This window comes from Selenomonas sp. oral taxon 920 (assembly GCF_001717585.1).
In the GTDB taxonomy this organism is placed as follows: Bacteria; Bacillota; Negativicutes; order Selenomonadales; family Selenomonadaceae; genus Centipeda.
Map to the genome: position 1 here is coordinate 2,109,871 of NZ_CP017042.1, position 16,896 is coordinate 2,126,766.

A 16,896-nucleotide genomic window follows, 5' to 3' on the forward strand; every position below is an offset into this window, starting at 1 on the left:
TCGCCTCCCACAAAATATGCTGTATTCATCAATCGGTGCTATACAGGTGCGGGAAGGGGGCTCTTACCCCCTTCCCGCACTTTAAACACGCAGTATCACTTGTTGATGATGCCGAGTATTTTGTCCCGAAGTCCCGGGGACCATTCCTTTGCTGCATCCGAGCTGTAGAAACTCTCAGAGTTCTTTTTGAACTCATCGCGCATCGCGGCATCCGGCTCAATGATCGTAACGCCCTGTGCCTTAAGCGATTCCATTGCCTTTTTATCCGCCTGTGCTTGAAGTTCGCTGTTATACTTGTTTGCCTCCTCAGCCGTCGAGGTCAGGATATCCTGCTGTTCCTTCGTCAGGCCTTCCCAGAAGGTCTTGCCGCAAACCCACGAGGTAAGATCATGGATATGCCCATCAAGCACAATGTATTTTGCAACCTCGCCATACTTCGCACTGTCAAGGAATTGCAGCGAGTTCTCAAGGCCGTCGATCGTGCCCTGCTGAAGCGCCGTATAGGCCTCACCGAGAGGCATTGGTGTCGGAGCAATCCCCAATGCCTTGAAGCTTTCGATCTGGATCGTATTGTTCGGAACGCGAATCTTTTGTCCCTTAAGATCAGAGACCGCATGATAGGGCTTTGCCAGAGCGAGATGTCTCGTGCCGTAGATCCAGCTGGTGACGATCTTCAGTCCCTTTTCCTCCACCTTGCCGGACTGTTCCCTGTACCAGTCGCTCCCTACAACCTTCCATACCTGATCCCAGTTGTCAAACAGATACGGAGCGAACATAATCCCGAAGTCTTTTACGCCGCGATCCGCATACCATGCGCCGTTTGCGAGCGTCATAACAGGCTCGCCGGCAATCATTTGGTCAATCAGATCATTCTTCGAGCCGAGCTGACTGGATGGATAGAGTTCAAGCTCCATCGTGCCGTTGCTCTTCTCCGCAACAAGCTGCTTCCACTTATTCAGCGCCACATCAAGAGGCTCACCGGGATTGTTTTCATAACCGATGCGCAGAACAACCTTTCCTTTGCTGTCAGCTGCCTGCTTATCGCCGCCGCAGCCGCCGACCAACATCATTCCTGCAGCGAGCATAACGCCCAGAAAAAGGCTCAGAAATCGCTTCATAGTAACTCCTCCTTAATACCATCTACAACATCTGTGATCTCTGAAGATATCAACCTGCCCTCCAATCTTTCATAACACTGTGAACGTCCTTGTGAAACGTTTATAAACAAAAGCATCCAGATCATCGCAGGAACACGCTCTGCTCGTTTCAAGGATGCCTTACTTTTTACGTATAGTGTTCCTGCCACACATGGTGGAAAGCCCCCGCCTTGTCCGTACGCTCAAAGGTATGCGCACCAAAGTAGTCACGCTGTGCCTGAATGAGGTTTGCACCAAGTTGTCCGCTGCGCAGGGCGTCGATGTACTGCATGGCAGCAGAGAATGCAGGAATTGGTACACCGCACTGCACGGCGAGGCAGACTGTGCTGCGCAGACTCTCCATGTTCCGATTGATCGAGGAGAGAAAGAACTCATCGAACATGAGGTTCTTGAGGTTCGGCTCGCGCTCATAGGCATCCGTGATGCGCTGCAGGAACTCCGCCTGAATAATGCACCCCGCCCGGAAGATGGAGGCAATCTTTCCAAAGTCAAGCGACCAGCCGAACTCTTCCTTGGCCGCGCGGTAAAGAGAGAACCCCTGCGCATAGGCGACAATCTTCGCCGTATAGAGGCTGCGGCGCACGCGTTCGATAAAGTTCTCATCCACCACGATCTCTGCTGCAGGAGGTCCTGTCATCACCTGTGCCGCATGCCTGCGCTCCTCCGTAAGATTCGAGAGCACGCGCGCGTTGCAGGCGGCGGAGATCATGGAAAGATCAACGCCGCGTGTGAGTGCCTCAAGGCTCGTCCAGCGCCCAGTCCCCTTCTGTCCCGCACGGTCAACGATGAGATCAACGAGGGCCTTGCCCGTTTCCTCATCTTGTTCGGCGAAGATATCTGCTGTGATGCCGATGAGGTAGCTCCGAAGCTCTCCTCCGTTCCACTCATGGAAGATCGCACCGATACGTTCGTTGGAGAGTCCGCCGACGTGCTTCAGAATAAGGTAGGTCTCCGCAATCAGCTGCATATCCGCATACTCAATACCGTTGTGCACCATCTTGACATAATGCCCTGCCCCATCAGCACCGATATAGGCACAGCAGGGCTCACCGTCCACATGTGCCGCGATGGACTCAACAATGGGGCGGATGGAATCGTAAAGTGCTGCACTCCCGCCCGGCATCAGTGCAGGGCCAAAACGTGCCCCCTTCTCGCCGCCGGACACACCCATTCCAAAATAATGCAGTCCTTTTTCCTCGACCTGCTTCGTGCGGCGAATGGTATCCTGAAAGAACGAGTTGCCGCCGTCAATAATCACATCTCCCGTCTCCATGATGCCGAGCAGCGCCTCGATGACCAAATCCACCGGTCGCCCCGCCTGCACCATAAGCACAACACGACGCGGCTTTTTAAGCGAGTGCACAAAGTCCTCGAGCGTGTAAAAAGGCTCTATGTTCTCGTGCGGATGTTCTGCAGCAAACTGTTGTGTCTGCTCAGGGGATCGATTGAAAACAGCAACCTTAAACCCATGGTCCGCAATATTGAGGGCAAGATTACTCCCCATGACCGCCATGCCATAAACACCGATATCCATCTGCCCTGTGCTGCACTGTGCCATAATTTTCTCCTCGCCATGATGCAAATACAAATCTGTTTCCTTAAGGCATCGCTGATAAAATAGCCTCTGTCATATTGGCGTTGATTTTTGTCGACACAGAGAGGACGAAAAAGATGCGTCAAGACGATCGGACTGAATTTACCAACGCCTATTTAACCTTACTTACGTCTAGAATATCATATCGTATTTCTATATGCAATATTTTCTTCATTTCTTTCATTGTTTTTTGATTGTTGTGTTTCTATTCAAAAACCTCGCATCAACAACCATGCCAATGCGAGGATTTTCCTGCCCTGTGAACCACTGATCACACAAGCTCTTTCATAATTTTGTGATAAACCTCCGGATACGGCAGTCCAGTTGCCCGACACAGTGCGGCGACGCTCTCATATTCCGGATAGCAGCGCCGCTCGGCACCATGCCCCCCTATCTCCGGAACAAGGCACTCCTTGACGCGGATGGTTCCAAGAGAGGTCTCCGCGGTTCGCTCCGTCCGCCGCAGAACAGTACGCTTCATACGTACTCTGCGGATGCCGATACTGGTCGTTTCGGCAAAAATAATCTGTTCCATGCGCGGCACTCTTTCCTCGGCACATAGAACTGTCAGAAGATAGGCGGGACGATTTTTCTTCATGAAAACAGGTGTATAATGTACGTCCTTTGCTCCTTCTGCAAGAAGCCTCTCCATGGTATAGGCAAGCGTCTCGGCACTGCAGTCGTCGATATTCGTATTCAGCTGATAAATCTCATCACACGTCGCACATGAATGCATCGGCTCAACAACCATAGCACGCAGGATGCCCGGCAGTGCCTGTTCCCGCTTCCCTGCACCAAGACCGATTTTTTTCACGGAAAATGCGCGAGGAAGGCGGTCAGACGTACGAATGGCGGCAGCAATCGCCGCTCCTGTCGGTGTGACATATTCTCCCGTTGCGCCTGTGATATGGAGATTCAGCGAATGCACCTGTGCAATGTTCAGAACCGCAGGAACAGGAATCGGAAGGTTTCCGTGCTGACAGCGGATCGTCCCCACCCCCTCATAGATTACCGAGAGGATGACTTCCTCAAACCCCAGCTGATCCATACATACTGCAGCTGCAGTGATGTCAACGATGGAGTCCACCGCGCCGACTTCGTGAAAATGCACCTGTTCAATAGTCGTCCCATGTGCCTTCGCTTCCGCTTCTCCCAATATCTGAAAGATGCGGCGGGCGATCGTCCGCGCTCGTTGTGTAAGCTGTGCGCCGTCCAGAATCTCCAGCACATCACGCAAGCTCCGATGGCAATGATGTGCTGTATGCTTGTTGCCGTCCATCAAATGACGGGGGCTATCTTCGCCGACATCCATATGCTGCGGATATAGATATGCCATATCATGATCGTGGTTTTCATGGATCTCGTCCAGTATCACACAAAAATCGCAAGCATCCAGCCCGTTTTTCCGTACACGCCGAATTTCCACGCGAAAGCCGGGAATTGGCAAGCTGTCAAGCGCCCTGCGCAGCGTCTCCTCATCTGCGCCCAGATCCAACAGTGCCGCCACAAACATATCACCGCTGATGCCTGCATAACACTCTAAATACAGCGCTTCTTTTCCTGCCATAGTCACCCCTCGCCCTTCTGCAGCGCAAGCCGATTGATCTGGGCTGCAAGATAGCCCGCACCGTAGCCGTTGTCAATATTGACTGTCGCAACACCATTGGCACAGGAGTTAAGCATGGTAAGGAGCGCTGAGACCCCTTGAGCACCCGCCCCGTATCCGACGGAAGTCGGTACACCGATGACCGGATTCCGTACAAGTCCTCCAAGAACGCTGGCAAGCGCTCCCTCCATACCAGCGACGGCAATGACGCAGTACGCGGATTGAATGCGCTCCAAATGAGCCAGCAAACGATGCAGTCCACTCACACCTACATCATAGATACGCTCCACATACACTCCAAAGTATTCCGCTGTTTGTGCCGCCTCCTCGGCAACGGGGATATCAGCTGTACCGGCTGTGCAGACGACAACACGGCCGCGCAGTTCCTTGTTTGCCGATACAATCTTGAGCAGCCGCGACACAGGATCATACTGCATATCAGGGAATATTTCACAGAGCCGTTCGTATTGATCCTGTGTTGCCCTCGTACCAAGTGCCTCACCACGATCCAGAACCAGATGTTTGAATATCTGGACCAACTGCTCATCCGTTTTTCCGCTGCAAAAAACGACCTCCGCGAAACCGGAGCGAGAGTACCTGTGTGTATCCAGTTTTGCGCAGCCAAGTTCTTCAAACGGCGCACGCCGAAAATACGCCTCTGCATCTGCAATCGAAAGCTCGTTGTTCTTTACCTTTTGAAGGATTTCTCTTATGTCCATCATGCCAACATCTCGTTCATACTGCCGGTGCGGTAGCCCTGCAGATCCATGGTGATATAGCGGAACCCATACCCACGAAGCGCGCCTGTGATCTGTTCCCGCAGATGCAGCAGCTGTTCAAACTCATGCGGCAAAACCTCGATGCGTGCAATTTCTCCATGAATCCGCACACGCAGCTGATGAAATCCCAGATCGAGCAGCAGCTGCTCTGCCTTATCGACCATCTCAAGTTTCTGCTTCGTAATCTCCTCCCCATAGGGAAAGCGTGAAGAAAGACAAGCAAAGGACTGTTTTGCCCATGTACTGAGTCCGAGTTGACGGGAGTACGCCCGTATCTCATCTTTGGTCAGACGGACGTGACGCAGAGGGCTTCTGACCTGGAGTTCCGCCACAGCCTGCAGCCCCGGTCGATAATCCCCCTCATCGTCCATGTTCGAGCCCTCGACAATATGAGTTATATTGTTTTTCTCCGCAATGCACCGAATCTTCTCGAACAATTCATGCTTGCACAGATAGCAGCGATTCTTTGGATTCTGTGAGAAGCCTTCAATACTGAGTTCCTCAGAATCCACAATGATGTGGTGGATTCTCTCGGAACGACAAAAGGCCATTGCCTCATTCAGTTCCCGCTGAGGGAATGCTGCCGACCTTGCTGTAACGGCGATTGCCCCATCTGCCAAGACATCATGGGCCACTTTTAGCAAAAAGGTGGAGTCCACGCCCCCCGAAAAGGCGACAGCGACACTATGCAGCTCTGTCATATACGCTTTCAATGCTTCCAGCTTGTCCATTGCATCCCCCATCATACATATTTTTTTGTTCTGTCGCTCAGCAGTCCGCCTGATACGCCGCGATCTCGGCGAATTCCTTCTGCAGATTGTGATAGAGCCGCCCGCTGATATCCGCCAGATGTGCGTAGGTCTTGTGATTTTCCTCGTCGGGCATGTAGACCTTCTTTGCATGTACGAGGTCAGCCGTATCCGCGATCCCCTTCATTTCGCCTGCCGAGATAAAGCCCAGTACCGCTGCGCCGTACGCGGCCCCTTCACTGTTGCTCGGAAGGACAAGCGGCTCGCCGAGCACGTCCGCGAGAATCTGCATCCAGAGCGGCGACTTCGTAAAACTGCCGCTCGCACGGATATCGCGCACCGCGCCGAATTCACGCAGAGCATCAAAGACGCTGTGCATGCCGTAGCAAATCCCCTCCATCACTGCGCGAATCATATGGGAGCGGCTGTGGTTCAGCGAGAGTCCGAAGAAGAGCCCACGCAGATCGGAGTTCCAATACGGTGCGCGCTCGCCCGTGAAGAACGGCAGGAGGATCAGTCCGTCCGCACCCGCCGCCACCTTCGCAGCCTTCATCGTCATCAGGTCATAGGCATCCACGTCCAGTGCTGCCATCTGCGCCTCGCTGAAATGGCAGATCTTATCGCGCATCCAACGCAGGATCATGCCGCCGTTGTTGATCGCGCCGCCCGCAACCCAGAGCCCGTCCACGAGGTTGTAGCACCATGTACGCATCTTCTCATCGGTGCGCGGCTCGCCGACGAGCATGCGCATGGCACCGCTCGTGCCGATGGTCGCACTCAGCTGCCCCGCCGCGACCGCACCGATTCCCACGTTGACAAGCACGCCGTCCGTCGCACCAATCACAACGGGCAGACCTGCCGTGAGATGCATCCGCTCCGCCGCAGCCGCCGTGAGCGCACGTGCCTCGGTTGTCGAGACGACGGGCGGCAGCATTTCCTCCGCAGTCCCGATGAATTTTAGGATCTCTGCATCCCACGCAAGTGCGCGCGCATTGTAGAGGGCCGTCGTGCTCGCCGTCGAACGGTCAATGAGGAATTCCCCCGTGAACGCATGGAAGAGATGATCCTTGATCGAGCCGATGAACTTCGTGCGTGCGAAGAGTTCGGGGCGATTCTCTTTCAGCCAGAGGATCTTTGCCAGCGGATAACACGCGTGCATGGGGCAGCCTGTGCGTTCATAGAACGAGCGGCAGAGTGCGGGTTCCGTTTCCTTCAGCGCACGCACGATGCCCGCACTGCGGCTGTCTGCCCACGTCTGCATATCCGAGAGCGGCTTCTTCTCCGCATCGAGCGGGATCAGGCTGTGCATGACTGTACTGAGTGCGATGCCGGATGGTATCCGTCCCTGATGGCGCAGTGCATCCGCCGCCTCGCGCACCACCTGTTCCGTCGCCGCAAGGATCTCCGACGGGCGTTCCTCTGCCCAGTCCGGATGCGGCGTGCGCAGTGGATAGAACGCCTCAGCCGCCGCGCGGCTCACCCCCGACGCCTCGTACGCGATCGCGCGTACGCCCGTCGTTCCGACATCCACGCCGATCCATATGCTCTGTTCTTTCACACTGCCCATCGTGCCGCCTTTCTGTGAAAACAACGATGAATTTTCTACATTGTAGCACGTCCACAGATAAAGGCAATATATTTATCTTATTTTACATTTCAAAACGTCTATTTTCTATCATATTATATGTACAGCAAAGGCTGCACCCCGATGTGCAGCCTTCGCTTATTAGTGAATCGCTTTCTTCTTAAACCGTCCGCCCACGATGTCGTGCACGGCGTTGATCGTGACGAAGGCATTCTCGTCCTTGTCGAGAACGATCTCCTTCAGCTTGTCGAGTTCCAGGCGCGTGACAACGCAGTAGAGAACTTCCTTCGCCTCGCCCGTGTAGCCGCCCGCGCCGTGCAGCAGTGTCACGCCGCGCCCGAGGCGCTCGTTGAGTGCCGCGGTCATTTCCTCATGCTCATTCGTGACGATCATGACGGCGTACGACTCATCGAGCCCCTTCAGCACCACGTCGATCATCTTTGCAATGACAAAGTAGGCAAAGAGCGAGTACATCGCCTTGTCCCAGCCGTAGAGCAGACCTGCCGACGAGAGGATGAAGAGGTTGATGAACATGACAACCTCGCCGACGGAGAACTGCGTGCGCGCGTCCATGATGATGGCGACGATCTCCGTCCCGTCGAAGCAGCCGCCCGTACGCATGACGATACCGACACCAAGCCCCGTCACGACGCCGCCGAAGATCGCGGCAAGAAACGGATCGGTCGTCACCTGCGGTACGCCGTGAAGCGCGCCCGACCAGATCGAGAGCATGATAATCGCAAAGACAGTCGAGAGTGCAAAGCTCTTGCCAATCTGCTTGTAGCCCATGTAGACGAACGGAATGTTGTAGAGCACGAGAAAGACGCCGAGCCCCATCCCTGTGATCGTCTGCGACATGATCGAGAGGCCGACCACACCGCCGTCGATGACGTTGTTCGGAATCAAGAAGAGTTCCAATCCCACTGCTGTGATGAGTGCGCCGAGGATCAGGGGCAGGCCCTTCTTGATGTAGAACATGATCCCCTTGTGCGCTGGCACCTTCTTCGGCTTTGCCTCCGCCGGCACGCTCCCCTGTTCCATCGTATCCATTTCTGCTGTCATCGTACTCCCCTGTTCCATTTCATTTTCTGCCTCCTATTATAGAGGAAAGAGTATGTAGTGACAAGCCTGCGGACATGAGAATGGATTTCTTGACTTTAATATGACTACGCTATATGATATTTTTAATGGATACATTGTCATTGGATAAAGGGAGGGATATTTGCATGATCTACACCGTTACCTTCAATCCGTCGATCGACTACATCGTACGGCTTGAGAACTTCACTGCGGGCGAGATCAACCGCGTGAACTACGAGCAGATCCTGCCGGGAGGAAAGGGCATCAATGTCTCCATCGTGCTGAAAAATCTCGGGCACGACTCAACCGCACTCGGCTTCCTCGCGGGTTTTACTGGCGTTGCGATGCAGCAGATGCTGCACGCGTTCGGCGTAACGGACGATTTTGTGCGTCTCGATGAAGGCTTCTCACGCATCAACGTCAAGATCAAGGCGGAGAGCGAGACCGAGATCAACGGGCAGGGGCCCGTTATTACCGAGGCGGCGCAGCGCGCACTGTTTGAAAAGCTCGATCGGCTGCAGATCGGCGACACACTCGTCCTCGCAGGCTCGATCCCGAACACGCTGCCCGACGACATCTACGAGCGCATCATGGAGCGTCTGGAAGGGCGCGGCATCCGCATCGTGGTGGACGCGACGAAGAATCTGCTGCGGCGCGTACTGAAGTACCGCCCGTTCCTCATCAAGCCGAACAATCACGAGCTCGGCGAGATGTTCGGTGTTGAACTCAAAACGGACGACGACATCATCTTTCACGCCAAAAAATTACAGGAGGAGGGCGCAACGAACGTACTCATCTCGATGGCGGGCGACGGCGCGATCCTGCTCACTGCGGAGGGCGTGTTCTACCGCTCCGCCGCACCGAAGGGCACACTCGTCAACTCCGTGGGTGCGGGCGACTCGATGGTCGCGGGCTTCCTCGCAGGATTCATGGAGTCCGACGGCAGCTATGAGCGCGCGTTCTACATGGGGGTCGCGACCGGCTCCGCCTCCGCATTCTCGGAGAACCTCGCCACACGCGAAGAGGCGCTTGCACTGCTAAAGACGATTGTTTGAGTACCGTATCGCAGAGGCGTGATGCGGTGTCACAAAGCGAACCTTAGTGAAGCAAGTGAGAAAATACTGACCTGTCCAAGAAGCAAGTCCGTAGGACGAAGCTGATTGGGAAACAGGTCGTATGGGAAAACGTCCCAAGAACACGAGCGATAGCGATGTGTGATTGGTTGACGTTGACCGCTCGCGCGGTACGCCCCGTCGGATTTCTTTCGTTCAAGCGAAGCGCGTTTAAGAAGTCCGACGGTATTTAAGCGTACAAGCGCACGATCACTTGCGCAACGAGGTGTTCGCGTGGGACACCCATCACGCAGAACGACACAAAACTCAGCACAATGAAAAAGGAGGGGTTTTCCCTTGCATATCAACGACCTTCTGAAACCCGAGAGCATCGCCCTCGGCGTTTCCGCGCCCGCCTCGAAGGAGGCGGCGATCCGTCTCCTCGCAGACTGCATGGAGAAGGGCGGCAATCTCAGTGACAAAGAGCAGTACATAAGGGACGTGCTCGCCCGCGAGGAGAGCGGCACCACCGGGCTCGGCGACGGCATCGCAACGCCGCATGCCAAGAGCGACGGCGTGAAGGCGGCAGGACTTGCCGCGATGACCGTCCCCGACGGCATGGACTTTGCCGCGATGGACGGCAACCCAAGCCGCCTCTTCTTCATGATCGCTGCACCGAACGGCGCGAACGACGAGCACCTCGCCATTCTCTCAAAGCTCGCAACCATGATTATGGACCCCGACTTCAAGGAGGCACTGATCGCCGCCAAGACCGTCGAGGAGTTCCGTCAGCTCGTCGACGACAAGGAGAACGACCGCTTTGTCGCACCGAGTGCCGAGACGGCGGCCGAGGAAGCGACGCCCGCCGCCGATCATATCCAGATCCTCGCCGTCACTGCCTGTCCCACGGGCATCGCACACACCTTTATGGCGGCGGAGAGCATCGAGCAGCACGCGAAGAAGCGCGGCCTCACGGTCAAGGTCGAGACGAACGGCTCGGCGGGCGTGAAAAACGTCCTCACACCGGAGGAGATCGCCGCCGCCGACGGAATCATCGTCGCGGCGGACAAGAACGTCGCCATGTCCCGCTTTGACGGCCGCCGCGTTGTCATCACAAAGGTCGCAGACGGCATCAACAAGGCGGACGAGCTCATCGACCGTGCACTCTCGGGCAGCGCGCCCATCTACCGTGCGAGCGGTGCAGATGAGGCGGAGAATGCGGACGGCGGCGAGGAGGAAAGCCTCGCACGCCAGATCTACAAGCATCTCATGAACGGTGTCTCACACATGCTCCCGTTCGTTGTGGGCGGCGGCATTCTCATCGCACTCGCCTTCCTCTTCGACGACTACAGCATCGACCCGTCGAAGTTTGGCTCGAACACACCGCTCGCTCAGTTCTTCATGCAGGTCGGCGGTGCCTCGTTCGGCTTCATGCTCCCCGTCCTCGCGGGCTTCATCGGCATGTCGATTGCCGATCGCCCGGGACTTGCCGTAGGCTTTGTCGGCGGCGCACTCGCGGGTACGACGGGCACGGGCTTCCTCGGTGCGCTACTCGCGGGCTTCGTCGGCGGCTACGCCGTCAACGCCCTCAAGAAGGTGTTCGCAGGGCTCCCCGCATCCCTCGACGGCATCAAGCCCATCCTGCTCTATCCGTTCTTCGGCATCCTCATCATGGGGTTCATCTCGCTCTACATCATCGCACCGCCCGTCTCCGCGATCAACAACTGGATGATTGCAACGCTCGGCGGCATGGATCCATCGGCGCGCGTCCTCATGGGACTGATCGTCGGCGGCATGATGGCGGTCGACATGGGCGGCCCGATCAACAAGGCGGCGTACGTCACAGGCACGGGGCTTCTTGCCTCAGGTGAGTACCACGTCATGGCGGCGGTCATGGCAGGCGGCATGGTGCCGCCGCTGGCGATTGCGCTCGCAACCACGTTCTTTAAGAACCGCTTCACAGAGAGCCAGCGCAAGGCGGGCATTACGAACTACGTCATGGGACTCTCCTTTATCACCGAGGGCGCGATCCCGTTCGCAGCGGCGGATCCCGTGCGCGTCATTCCCTCGATGGTCGTCGGCTCTGCACTCGCGGGCGCACTCACCATGTTCTTTGACTGCACCCTGCGTGCACCGCACGGCGGCATCTTCGTCGTCCCGACCATCGGCAGCCCGCTCATGTACCTCATGAGCATCCTCATCGGTGCCGTCGTCGGTGCGATCATTCTCTCCCTGCTGAAGAAGCCGATCAAAGGGTAAAATTCCAGACGCAAAACTATTTCCCTCGGACAGGATCAAACATCTCGTCCGAGGGATTTTCATGCGCACGTAAAAACAGCCCATCCGTGCGGATGAGCTGCTGCATGTGTATATTTGCCAAAGGCTCCTTACGCCAAAACGCGCGAGAGGCGCACGAGCTCGGGATCGAGTGTCTTGGAATTGTTGACCGCCTCAAAGAGGTTGACGCCGACCACCTGTCCCTCGTTGAAGCTGTATACTACGTCGCTCACACCCGAGATGATCGCAAGTGCCGCCTTCTCTCCGAGCATGGAGGCCTTGATGCGATCCTCGACCGTCGGCGAGCCGCCGCGCTGAATGTGTCCGAGCACCGAAACGCGCGTGTCGATCTCCGTCTTTTCGCGGATGATCTTGCCGATCTCCACCGCCGAGCCCGCCCCCTCCGCGACTACGATGATGCTGTAGCGTTTGCCGCGCTCGTACATCTCCTTCAGCTCAAGACTGATCTCCTCAAGGTCAAATGCGACCTCCGGCACGAGGATGTACTCCGCACCGCCGGCAATGCCCGACATCATCGCGAGCCAGCCCGAGTGCCGGCCCATGACCTCGACGAGGATGATGCGGCGGTGTGCCGATGCCGTATCGCGCAGCTTGTTGATCGCATCCACGATCGTATTGCACGCCGTATCACAGCCAATCGTGTAGTCCATGCCCCAGACATCGTTGTCGATCGTGCCCGGCAGTCCAACGATCGGCATGCCCGTCTCCTTGCTGAGGAGCGACCCGCCCGTGAGCGAGCCGTCGCCGCCGATGATCACAAGCCCCTCTATGCCGTGCTTGCGCAGATTCTCGAACGCCGCCTTACGCCCCTCAGGCGTCATAAACGTCTTGCTGCGCGCCGTCCCAAGGAACGTTCCGCCGCGCTGGATCAGGTCGCTGACACTCCGCGTGGTGAGCTGTTCGATGTCGTCGTGCACCATGCCGCTGTAGCCGTTGTGCACGCCGTAGACCTCAACGCCCTCATAGATCGCCGTCCGCACCACCGCGCGTGCCGCCGCATTCATGCCCGGACTGTCTCCGCCCGAGGTCACAACCGCAATTGCTTTTTTCAGCATAAAAACATCCCCCGTCCCCTATGCTTGCGCAAATAGAATTCTTCCCTATATTTTACGAAAGCCCACGCGAAAAGTAAAGTATTTCTCAGAAAATAGTAAAGGAACCGCTGACAAGTGCAGCGATTCCTCAATCACACCTTGAAAATTACACCTTAAATCGCCCAACAAGCGTGTTCAGATCGGCAGCAAGCCCCTTGAGCTGCTCGGCCGTTGCAGCAAATGCGTCGAGGGAGGCAGTCTCCTGCTCGATGGCGGCCGCCGAGTCCGTTGTGAGCCTCGCAATCTCGTGCGCCGCCTTCACGACCTCCTCCGATGCCGCCGCCGCAACCTGAGCACAGGCGCGCACCGCCTCGATGGAGGTAAGCACCGCCGTTCGGTTCACGTTCTCCGCCTGTGCGAGTGTCTGCATCTCCTCTAGATGCGCAGAGATGCCGCTGATGCTCGTGGCAAGCATCTGGATATTCTCGTCCTGCTCGCTTGCGTGCGCGGCAACATTCGTGATGGCAACGGCGTTGTACTCGACCGCCTTGCTGTTCTCGACGCTCGCCTGCCACATCGTATCTGACAGTCCCGCAACCTCTGTCGCATACGCCTGAGCTTTCTGCATGATCTGGCGCAGTTCGCTGACAAACGTATTGAACGACTGCACGATGCGGCCGATCTCATCATGGTGCTTCGCGGTGAGCTGCTGGGTGAGATCCGCCTCCTTGCCCGCGACCTCGCGGAACGATGCAGTCAGTGCCGCAATCGGCCGCAATACCTCCATGATGATGCAGTAGGAGGACACAGCAAAGACAAGGAACGCAAGGACGATCACGCCCACGCCGATCTCTTTGGAAACGCCGATCTTTGCCTGGCTGGCATTGTCATACGCCGTGACGAGCTTGTCCACCTCAGTCACATAGCCGTCAACCTCGGCGACAACGACGGCGTTTGCCTCGTGCTTTTCCTCCGTGCCCACAGCCCCCGTGACGGCGAACACATGCGTGCGGTACTCCTCCCAGAGAGGCTGCAGCGTGCGAAGCTGTTCCTGGATCGCCGCATCCGAGGCCGGTGCAAGATTCAGTTCTGCATCCCCCCGGCGAAGCCCCGCAAGGATGCGGTCGTACATCTCGATCTGCGCCATCATCGTGTGCCGCAGTTCCGACGCCTCATCCGCATCCGCAGAAACCATACGTGCCGAGAGCCACGCGAGCTGATAGGCACGCATCCGCAGGGAGCCGGACGCATTGACGGCAGGTGCATTTCCATCCAGCTGTGCAAAGGTGACAAAGTTCAGACCGACAAGCCCAATGATAAAGACAAAGAGGGCAACGAGCGTGATTCGTAACTTGTTATGAATTGTCATGTTGTTCTCTCGTTTCAATAAAAAGTCCCCTCTATTATTATATCGCAGAAAGGGTGCTGTGCAATAGCCCCCATTGAATAAATCCGCGTGATCTGCAATGTTTTCACACGGATTTAAGGAATCACTGCGGTCAGACCTTGAACTTTCCGACGAGCCCATCCATTTTCGCCGACAGACCGGAGAGCTGCTCTGCAGCTGCGACGATCTGCTCCATGTTCGCACTCTGCTCCTCGATGGCAGCCGCCGACTCCTCGGAGAGCCCCGCGATCTGCTTTGCCGCCGACGCGACGTGCCCCGATGTGCCCGCAACACTCTGTGCACTTGCCGATGCCGTCTGGTTCAGCCGCACAATCTCAGCGGCTGCCCTGCGGGTCTCCTCAGAGCTTGCGGCAATGGCGTTCAGCGAGGTGCGTACCGCACCGACCGCCTCCGTGATCTTTGCAAGCTCTCCGACAAGCTCTTGATTCGCTCTGTGCGTCGCGTGTACCTGCTGACGGATGCTCTCCATCTTCGCCGTGACATCGTCTGCCGCGAGACTCGAGTTCTCGGCGAGTTTTCGAACCTCCTCCGCAACGACGGCAAAGCCGCGCCCGCTCTCGCCCGCACGTGCCGCCTCAATCGCTGCGTTGAGCGCGAGCAGGTTGGTCTGCCCCGAGAGTCCCTTGATGAGCTCGATGATCTGGTTGATCTCCTCCGCATACTGCGTGAGGGTCTGCACGTTCCGATCCATGGTCATGACGATATCGCGCAGAACATCGGTCTGTGCTGCGACACGCGCCGCACCGTCCCGGCCGTCCGCCGCCTTTTCTTCAGAATCCGCCGAGAGTACGGCGGAGCGTTCGGCAGAGGCGAGCATCTGCGCCATATTCGCCGCGATCTGTGTCACGCTGTCCGCAAGTGCCTGCATGTCGCCGTTCTGTGCGTTCGCCTGTCCTGCAACATTCGTCACGGACCCGGCGACCTGCTCGACTGCCTGACTGCTCTCACCGCTTGCCTTCGAGAGCGCGTCGGCGAGCTGTGCGACCTCCGCCGCGTTCTCCTGTGCACCGCGCATGATCGTGCGCAGTTTCCCGACGAAGGTGTTGAAGTAGAGAACAACGCGTCCGATCTCATCGTCGCGCTCCGCATGGAGCTGCTGCGTCAGATCGCCCTCTCCCTCGGAAATTTCATGGAACGAGTTTGTCAGCACGGCGAGCGGACGCAGGATCTGCGTGAGGATCAGCCAGAGTGCACCGCCCACCACGAATATGGCGAGGAGGATCACGCCGAGCTGAATGTTCTTGGAGTTTTCGATCTTTGTCTGGCTTGCGGCATCGTAGGCGGCAACCAGCTTGTTGACCTCCGCGACGAAGGGCGCGACCTCCTGCGCCACCTTTGTCTCTGCGGCGCGGCGCGTCTCCTCGTCCGTACCCTCGATGACGGCGCGCACGTCGCTGCGGTACGCCTCCCAAAGAGGCTTCAGCACGGCGAGCTGTCGCTGCACCGCCTCATCGGCAGGCGCGGTCAGCCCCATTGCTGCGTCCCCTTGCGCAAGCCCTGCAAGAATTTGATCGTAGTCCGCGACATTTTTCTGCATCGCAGCACGCAGTGTCTGCGCCTCGTCCTCATCCGCCGACGCGAGACGGGCGGCTCCCCACGAGAGCTGATATGCACGCATCCGCAGCGATCCGGAGGCGTTGACGGCGGGCGAGTCCCCCTTGAGCTCGTTGAAGGTAAAAAAGTTCAGCCCGACCAGTCCCACGATAAATACGAAGAGCAGAATCAGGATTGTCTGTAGTTTGCTGCGTATGCTCATGCCCGTCTCCCCCTTGCTGTGCAGCGCGAAACTCCGTCGCGCGCTGCACAGCCTCTGAAAGTGTATGTGATACTATGAATTATAGCATAAGACATTCGGGAGAGCCATGAAAATTATCTATTATTTAAGGAAGCACTGATAAATTCAGCACTGCCATCTTGACGGACTTCATTTTATCAGCGATTCCTTAAAAAGATCTGCTGCACGAAGTTTTCGCTTCATGCAGCAGACACATTCACAATTTGACAAGTTCGCGCAGACGCGCGAGGTCGATGTAGGTCTCGGTGTCGGGGTGGCGGCTGAGATATGCTTGATGCTCATCAGATGCCGCCTGAAACGAGGTCAGCCGCTCCATGGTCGCGTGCAGAACGCGCCGCGCCGCCGCGCTGCTGTTCGGGTCGTTGAGCGTCAGATGCTCGCCCGTGGCGGGACAACGCCCCTTGCCCGCGAGAAAGGTAAGGTAGAGTGCGACCTGCGGCTCGTCCTCCGCGCTCTCATAGAAGACGCCCGCACGGTACATACTGCCGCGCACATAGCCCTGTCCGTCGATGCTGTACGGCGTGACGACGGCGAAGTGGAGGTCTAGGAGCTGCGAGATGTCGATCTTCTTCGGATCGTAGCAGATCTCGACCCCCATGCGCCCGCCTGCCGCGCCCGTTGCCACATCCTCATGCGATGCATTCTCTGCGGCGTTGATGTAGCCCGTGCGGACGCTCGTGATGCCGCGCCGTCCGCGAAAAACCTCCTCAAGCTCGTACATATCCGCACCCGAGAGACAGATGCGTTTTTTCATAGCGC

At 57.0% G+C, this 16,896-nt stretch carries 13 protein-coding genes; 2 read left to right on the forward strand and 11 right to left on the reverse strand.

The features are described 5' to 3' along the window. Window positions 1-95: 95 nt before the first annotated feature. From dctP to BCS37_RS10145, 7 genes are all read right to left on the reverse strand, one after another. On the reverse strand, window positions 96-1,118 hold the full coding sequence (gene dctP / locus BCS37_RS10115) for a C4-dicarboxylate TRAP transporter substrate-binding protein (protein WP_069181314.1): 1,023 nt from the start codon (window positions 1,116-1,118) through the stop codon (window positions 96-98). 166 nt (window positions 1,119-1,284) lie between these two features. Continuing rightward, on the reverse strand, window positions 1,285-2,715 hold the full coding sequence (gene gndA, locus BCS37_RS10120; RefSeq protein ID WP_069181315.1) for an NADP-dependent phosphogluconate dehydrogenase: 1,431 nt from the start codon (window positions 2,713-2,715) through the stop codon (window positions 1,285-1,287). A gap of 307 nt (window positions 2,716-3,022) precedes the next feature. Next, window positions 3,023-4,318 carry a nickel pincer cofactor biosynthesis protein LarC gene (larC, locus tag BCS37_RS10125; protein WP_069181316.1) on the reverse strand — a complete coding sequence of 432 codons (1,296 nt, stop codon included), beginning with the start codon at window positions 4,316-4,318 and terminating at the stop codon, window positions 3,023-3,025. 2 nt (window positions 4,319-4,320) lie between these two features. After that, window positions 4,321-5,079 carry a nickel pincer cofactor biosynthesis protein LarB gene (gene larB / locus BCS37_RS10130; RefSeq protein ID WP_237142705.1) on the reverse strand — a complete coding sequence of 253 codons (759 nt, stop codon included), beginning with the start codon at window positions 5,077-5,079 and terminating at the stop codon, window positions 4,321-4,323. Next, window positions 5,076-5,867, reverse strand: coding sequence for an ATP-dependent sacrificial sulfur transferase LarE (gene larE / locus BCS37_RS10135; RefSeq protein WP_237142706.1), 792 nt, complete (start codon window positions 5,865-5,867; stop codon window positions 5,076-5,078). The genes larB and larE overlap by 4 nt, the downstream gene beginning before the upstream one ends. Before the next feature lie 37 nt (window positions 5,868-5,904). After that, the gene (locus tag BCS37_RS10140; RefSeq protein WP_069181318.1) at window positions 5,905-7,452 is read right to left on the reverse strand and encodes a gluconokinase; all 1,548 of its coding nucleotides are present in this window, start codon (window positions 7,450-7,452) and stop codon (window positions 5,905-5,907) included. Between the two features lie 159 nt (window positions 7,453-7,611). Next, entirely contained in the window at window positions 7,612-8,520 is a 909-nt protein-coding gene (locus BCS37_RS10145) for a YitT family protein (protein ID WP_069181591.1), read from the reverse strand. Window positions 8,521-8,696: 176 nt separating this feature from the next. Between BCS37_RS10145 and pfkB the strand changes: the two genes are divergently transcribed. Together pfkB and BCS37_RS10155 are read left to right on the forward strand one after the other, a co-directional pair. Continuing rightward, entirely contained in the window at window positions 8,697-9,605 is a 909-nt protein-coding gene (gene pfkB, locus BCS37_RS10150) for a 1-phosphofructokinase (RefSeq protein WP_069181319.1), read from the forward strand. A gap of 354 nt (window positions 9,606-9,959) precedes the next feature. Further along, window positions 9,960-11,861, forward strand: a complete 1,902-nt coding sequence (locus tag BCS37_RS10155; protein WP_069181320.1) for a PTS fructose transporter subunit IIABC — start codon at window positions 9,960-9,962, stop codon at window positions 11,859-11,861. A gap of 128 nt (window positions 11,862-11,989) precedes the next feature. Here the strand turns inward: BCS37_RS10155 and pfkA are convergent, their stop codons facing one another. From pfkA to BCS37_RS10175, 4 genes are all read right to left on the reverse strand, one after another. Next, complete coding sequence (pfkA, locus tag BCS37_RS10160) at window positions 11,990-12,955, reverse strand: 6-phosphofructokinase (RefSeq protein ID WP_069181321.1); 966 nt, start codon at window positions 12,953-12,955, stop codon at window positions 11,990-11,992. Between the two features lie 145 nt (window positions 12,956-13,100). Beyond that, window positions 13,101-14,303, reverse strand: coding sequence for a type IV pili methyl-accepting chemotaxis transducer N-terminal domain-containing protein (locus BCS37_RS10165; RefSeq protein ID WP_069181592.1), 1,203 nt, complete (start codon window positions 14,301-14,303; stop codon window positions 13,101-13,103). A 130-nt stretch (window positions 14,304-14,433) separates the two neighbouring features. Beyond that, window positions 14,434-16,098 carry a methyl-accepting chemotaxis protein gene (locus BCS37_RS10170; protein WP_069181322.1) on the reverse strand — a complete coding sequence of 555 codons (1,665 nt, stop codon included), beginning with the start codon at window positions 16,096-16,098 and terminating at the stop codon, window positions 14,434-14,436. A 235-nt stretch (window positions 16,099-16,333) separates the two neighbouring features. Then, window positions 16,334-16,891, reverse strand: a complete 558-nt coding sequence (locus BCS37_RS10175; protein WP_069181323.1) for a peptide-methionine (S)-S-oxide reductase — start codon at window positions 16,889-16,891, stop codon at window positions 16,334-16,336. Window positions 16,892-16,896: the final 5 nt, after the last annotated feature.

Bases quoted from the DNA above. Each gene is read 5' to 3' on its own strand.
- dctP (WP_069181314.1), bottom strand. From the start codon at position 1,118: ATGAAGCGATTTCTGAGCCTTTTTCTGGGCGTTATGCTCGCTGCAGGA.
- gndA (WP_069181315.1), bottom strand. From the start codon at position 2,715: ATGGCACAGTGCAGCACAGGGCAGATGGATATCGGTGTTTATGGCATG.
- larC (WP_069181316.1), bottom strand. From the start codon at position 4,318: ATGGCAGGAAAAGAAGCGCTGTATTTAGAGTGTTATGCAGGCATCAGC.
- larB (WP_237142705.1), bottom strand. From the start codon at position 5,079: ATGATGGACATAAGAGAAATCCTTCAAAAGGTAAAGAACAACGAGCTT.
- larE (WP_237142706.1), bottom strand. From the start codon at position 5,867: ATGGACAAGCTGGAAGCATTGAAAGCGTATATGACAGAGCTGCATAGT.
- BCS37_RS10140 (WP_069181318.1), bottom strand. From the start codon at position 7,452: ATGGGCAGTGTGAAAGAACAGAGCATATGGATCGGCGTGGATGTCGGA.
- BCS37_RS10145 (WP_069181591.1), bottom strand. From the start codon at position 8,520: ATGGATACGATGGAACAGGGGAGCGTGCCGGCGGAGGCAAAGCCGAAG.
- pfkB (WP_069181319.1), top strand. From the start codon at position 8,697: ATGATCTACACCGTTACCTTCAATCCGTCGATCGACTACATCGTACGG.
- pfkA (WP_069181321.1), bottom strand. From the start codon at position 12,955: ATGCTGAAAAAAGCAATTGCGGTTGTGACCTCGGGCGGAGACAGTCCG.
- BCS37_RS10165 (WP_069181592.1), bottom strand. From the start codon at position 14,303: ATGACAATTCATAACAAGTTACGAATCACGCTCGTTGCCCTCTTTGTC.
- BCS37_RS10170 (WP_069181322.1), bottom strand. From the start codon at position 16,098: ATGAGCATACGCAGCAAACTACAGACAATCCTGATTCTGCTCTTCGTA.
- BCS37_RS10175 (WP_069181323.1), bottom strand. From the start codon at position 16,891: ATGAAAAAACGCATCTGTCTCTCGGGTGCGGATATGTACGAGCTTGAG.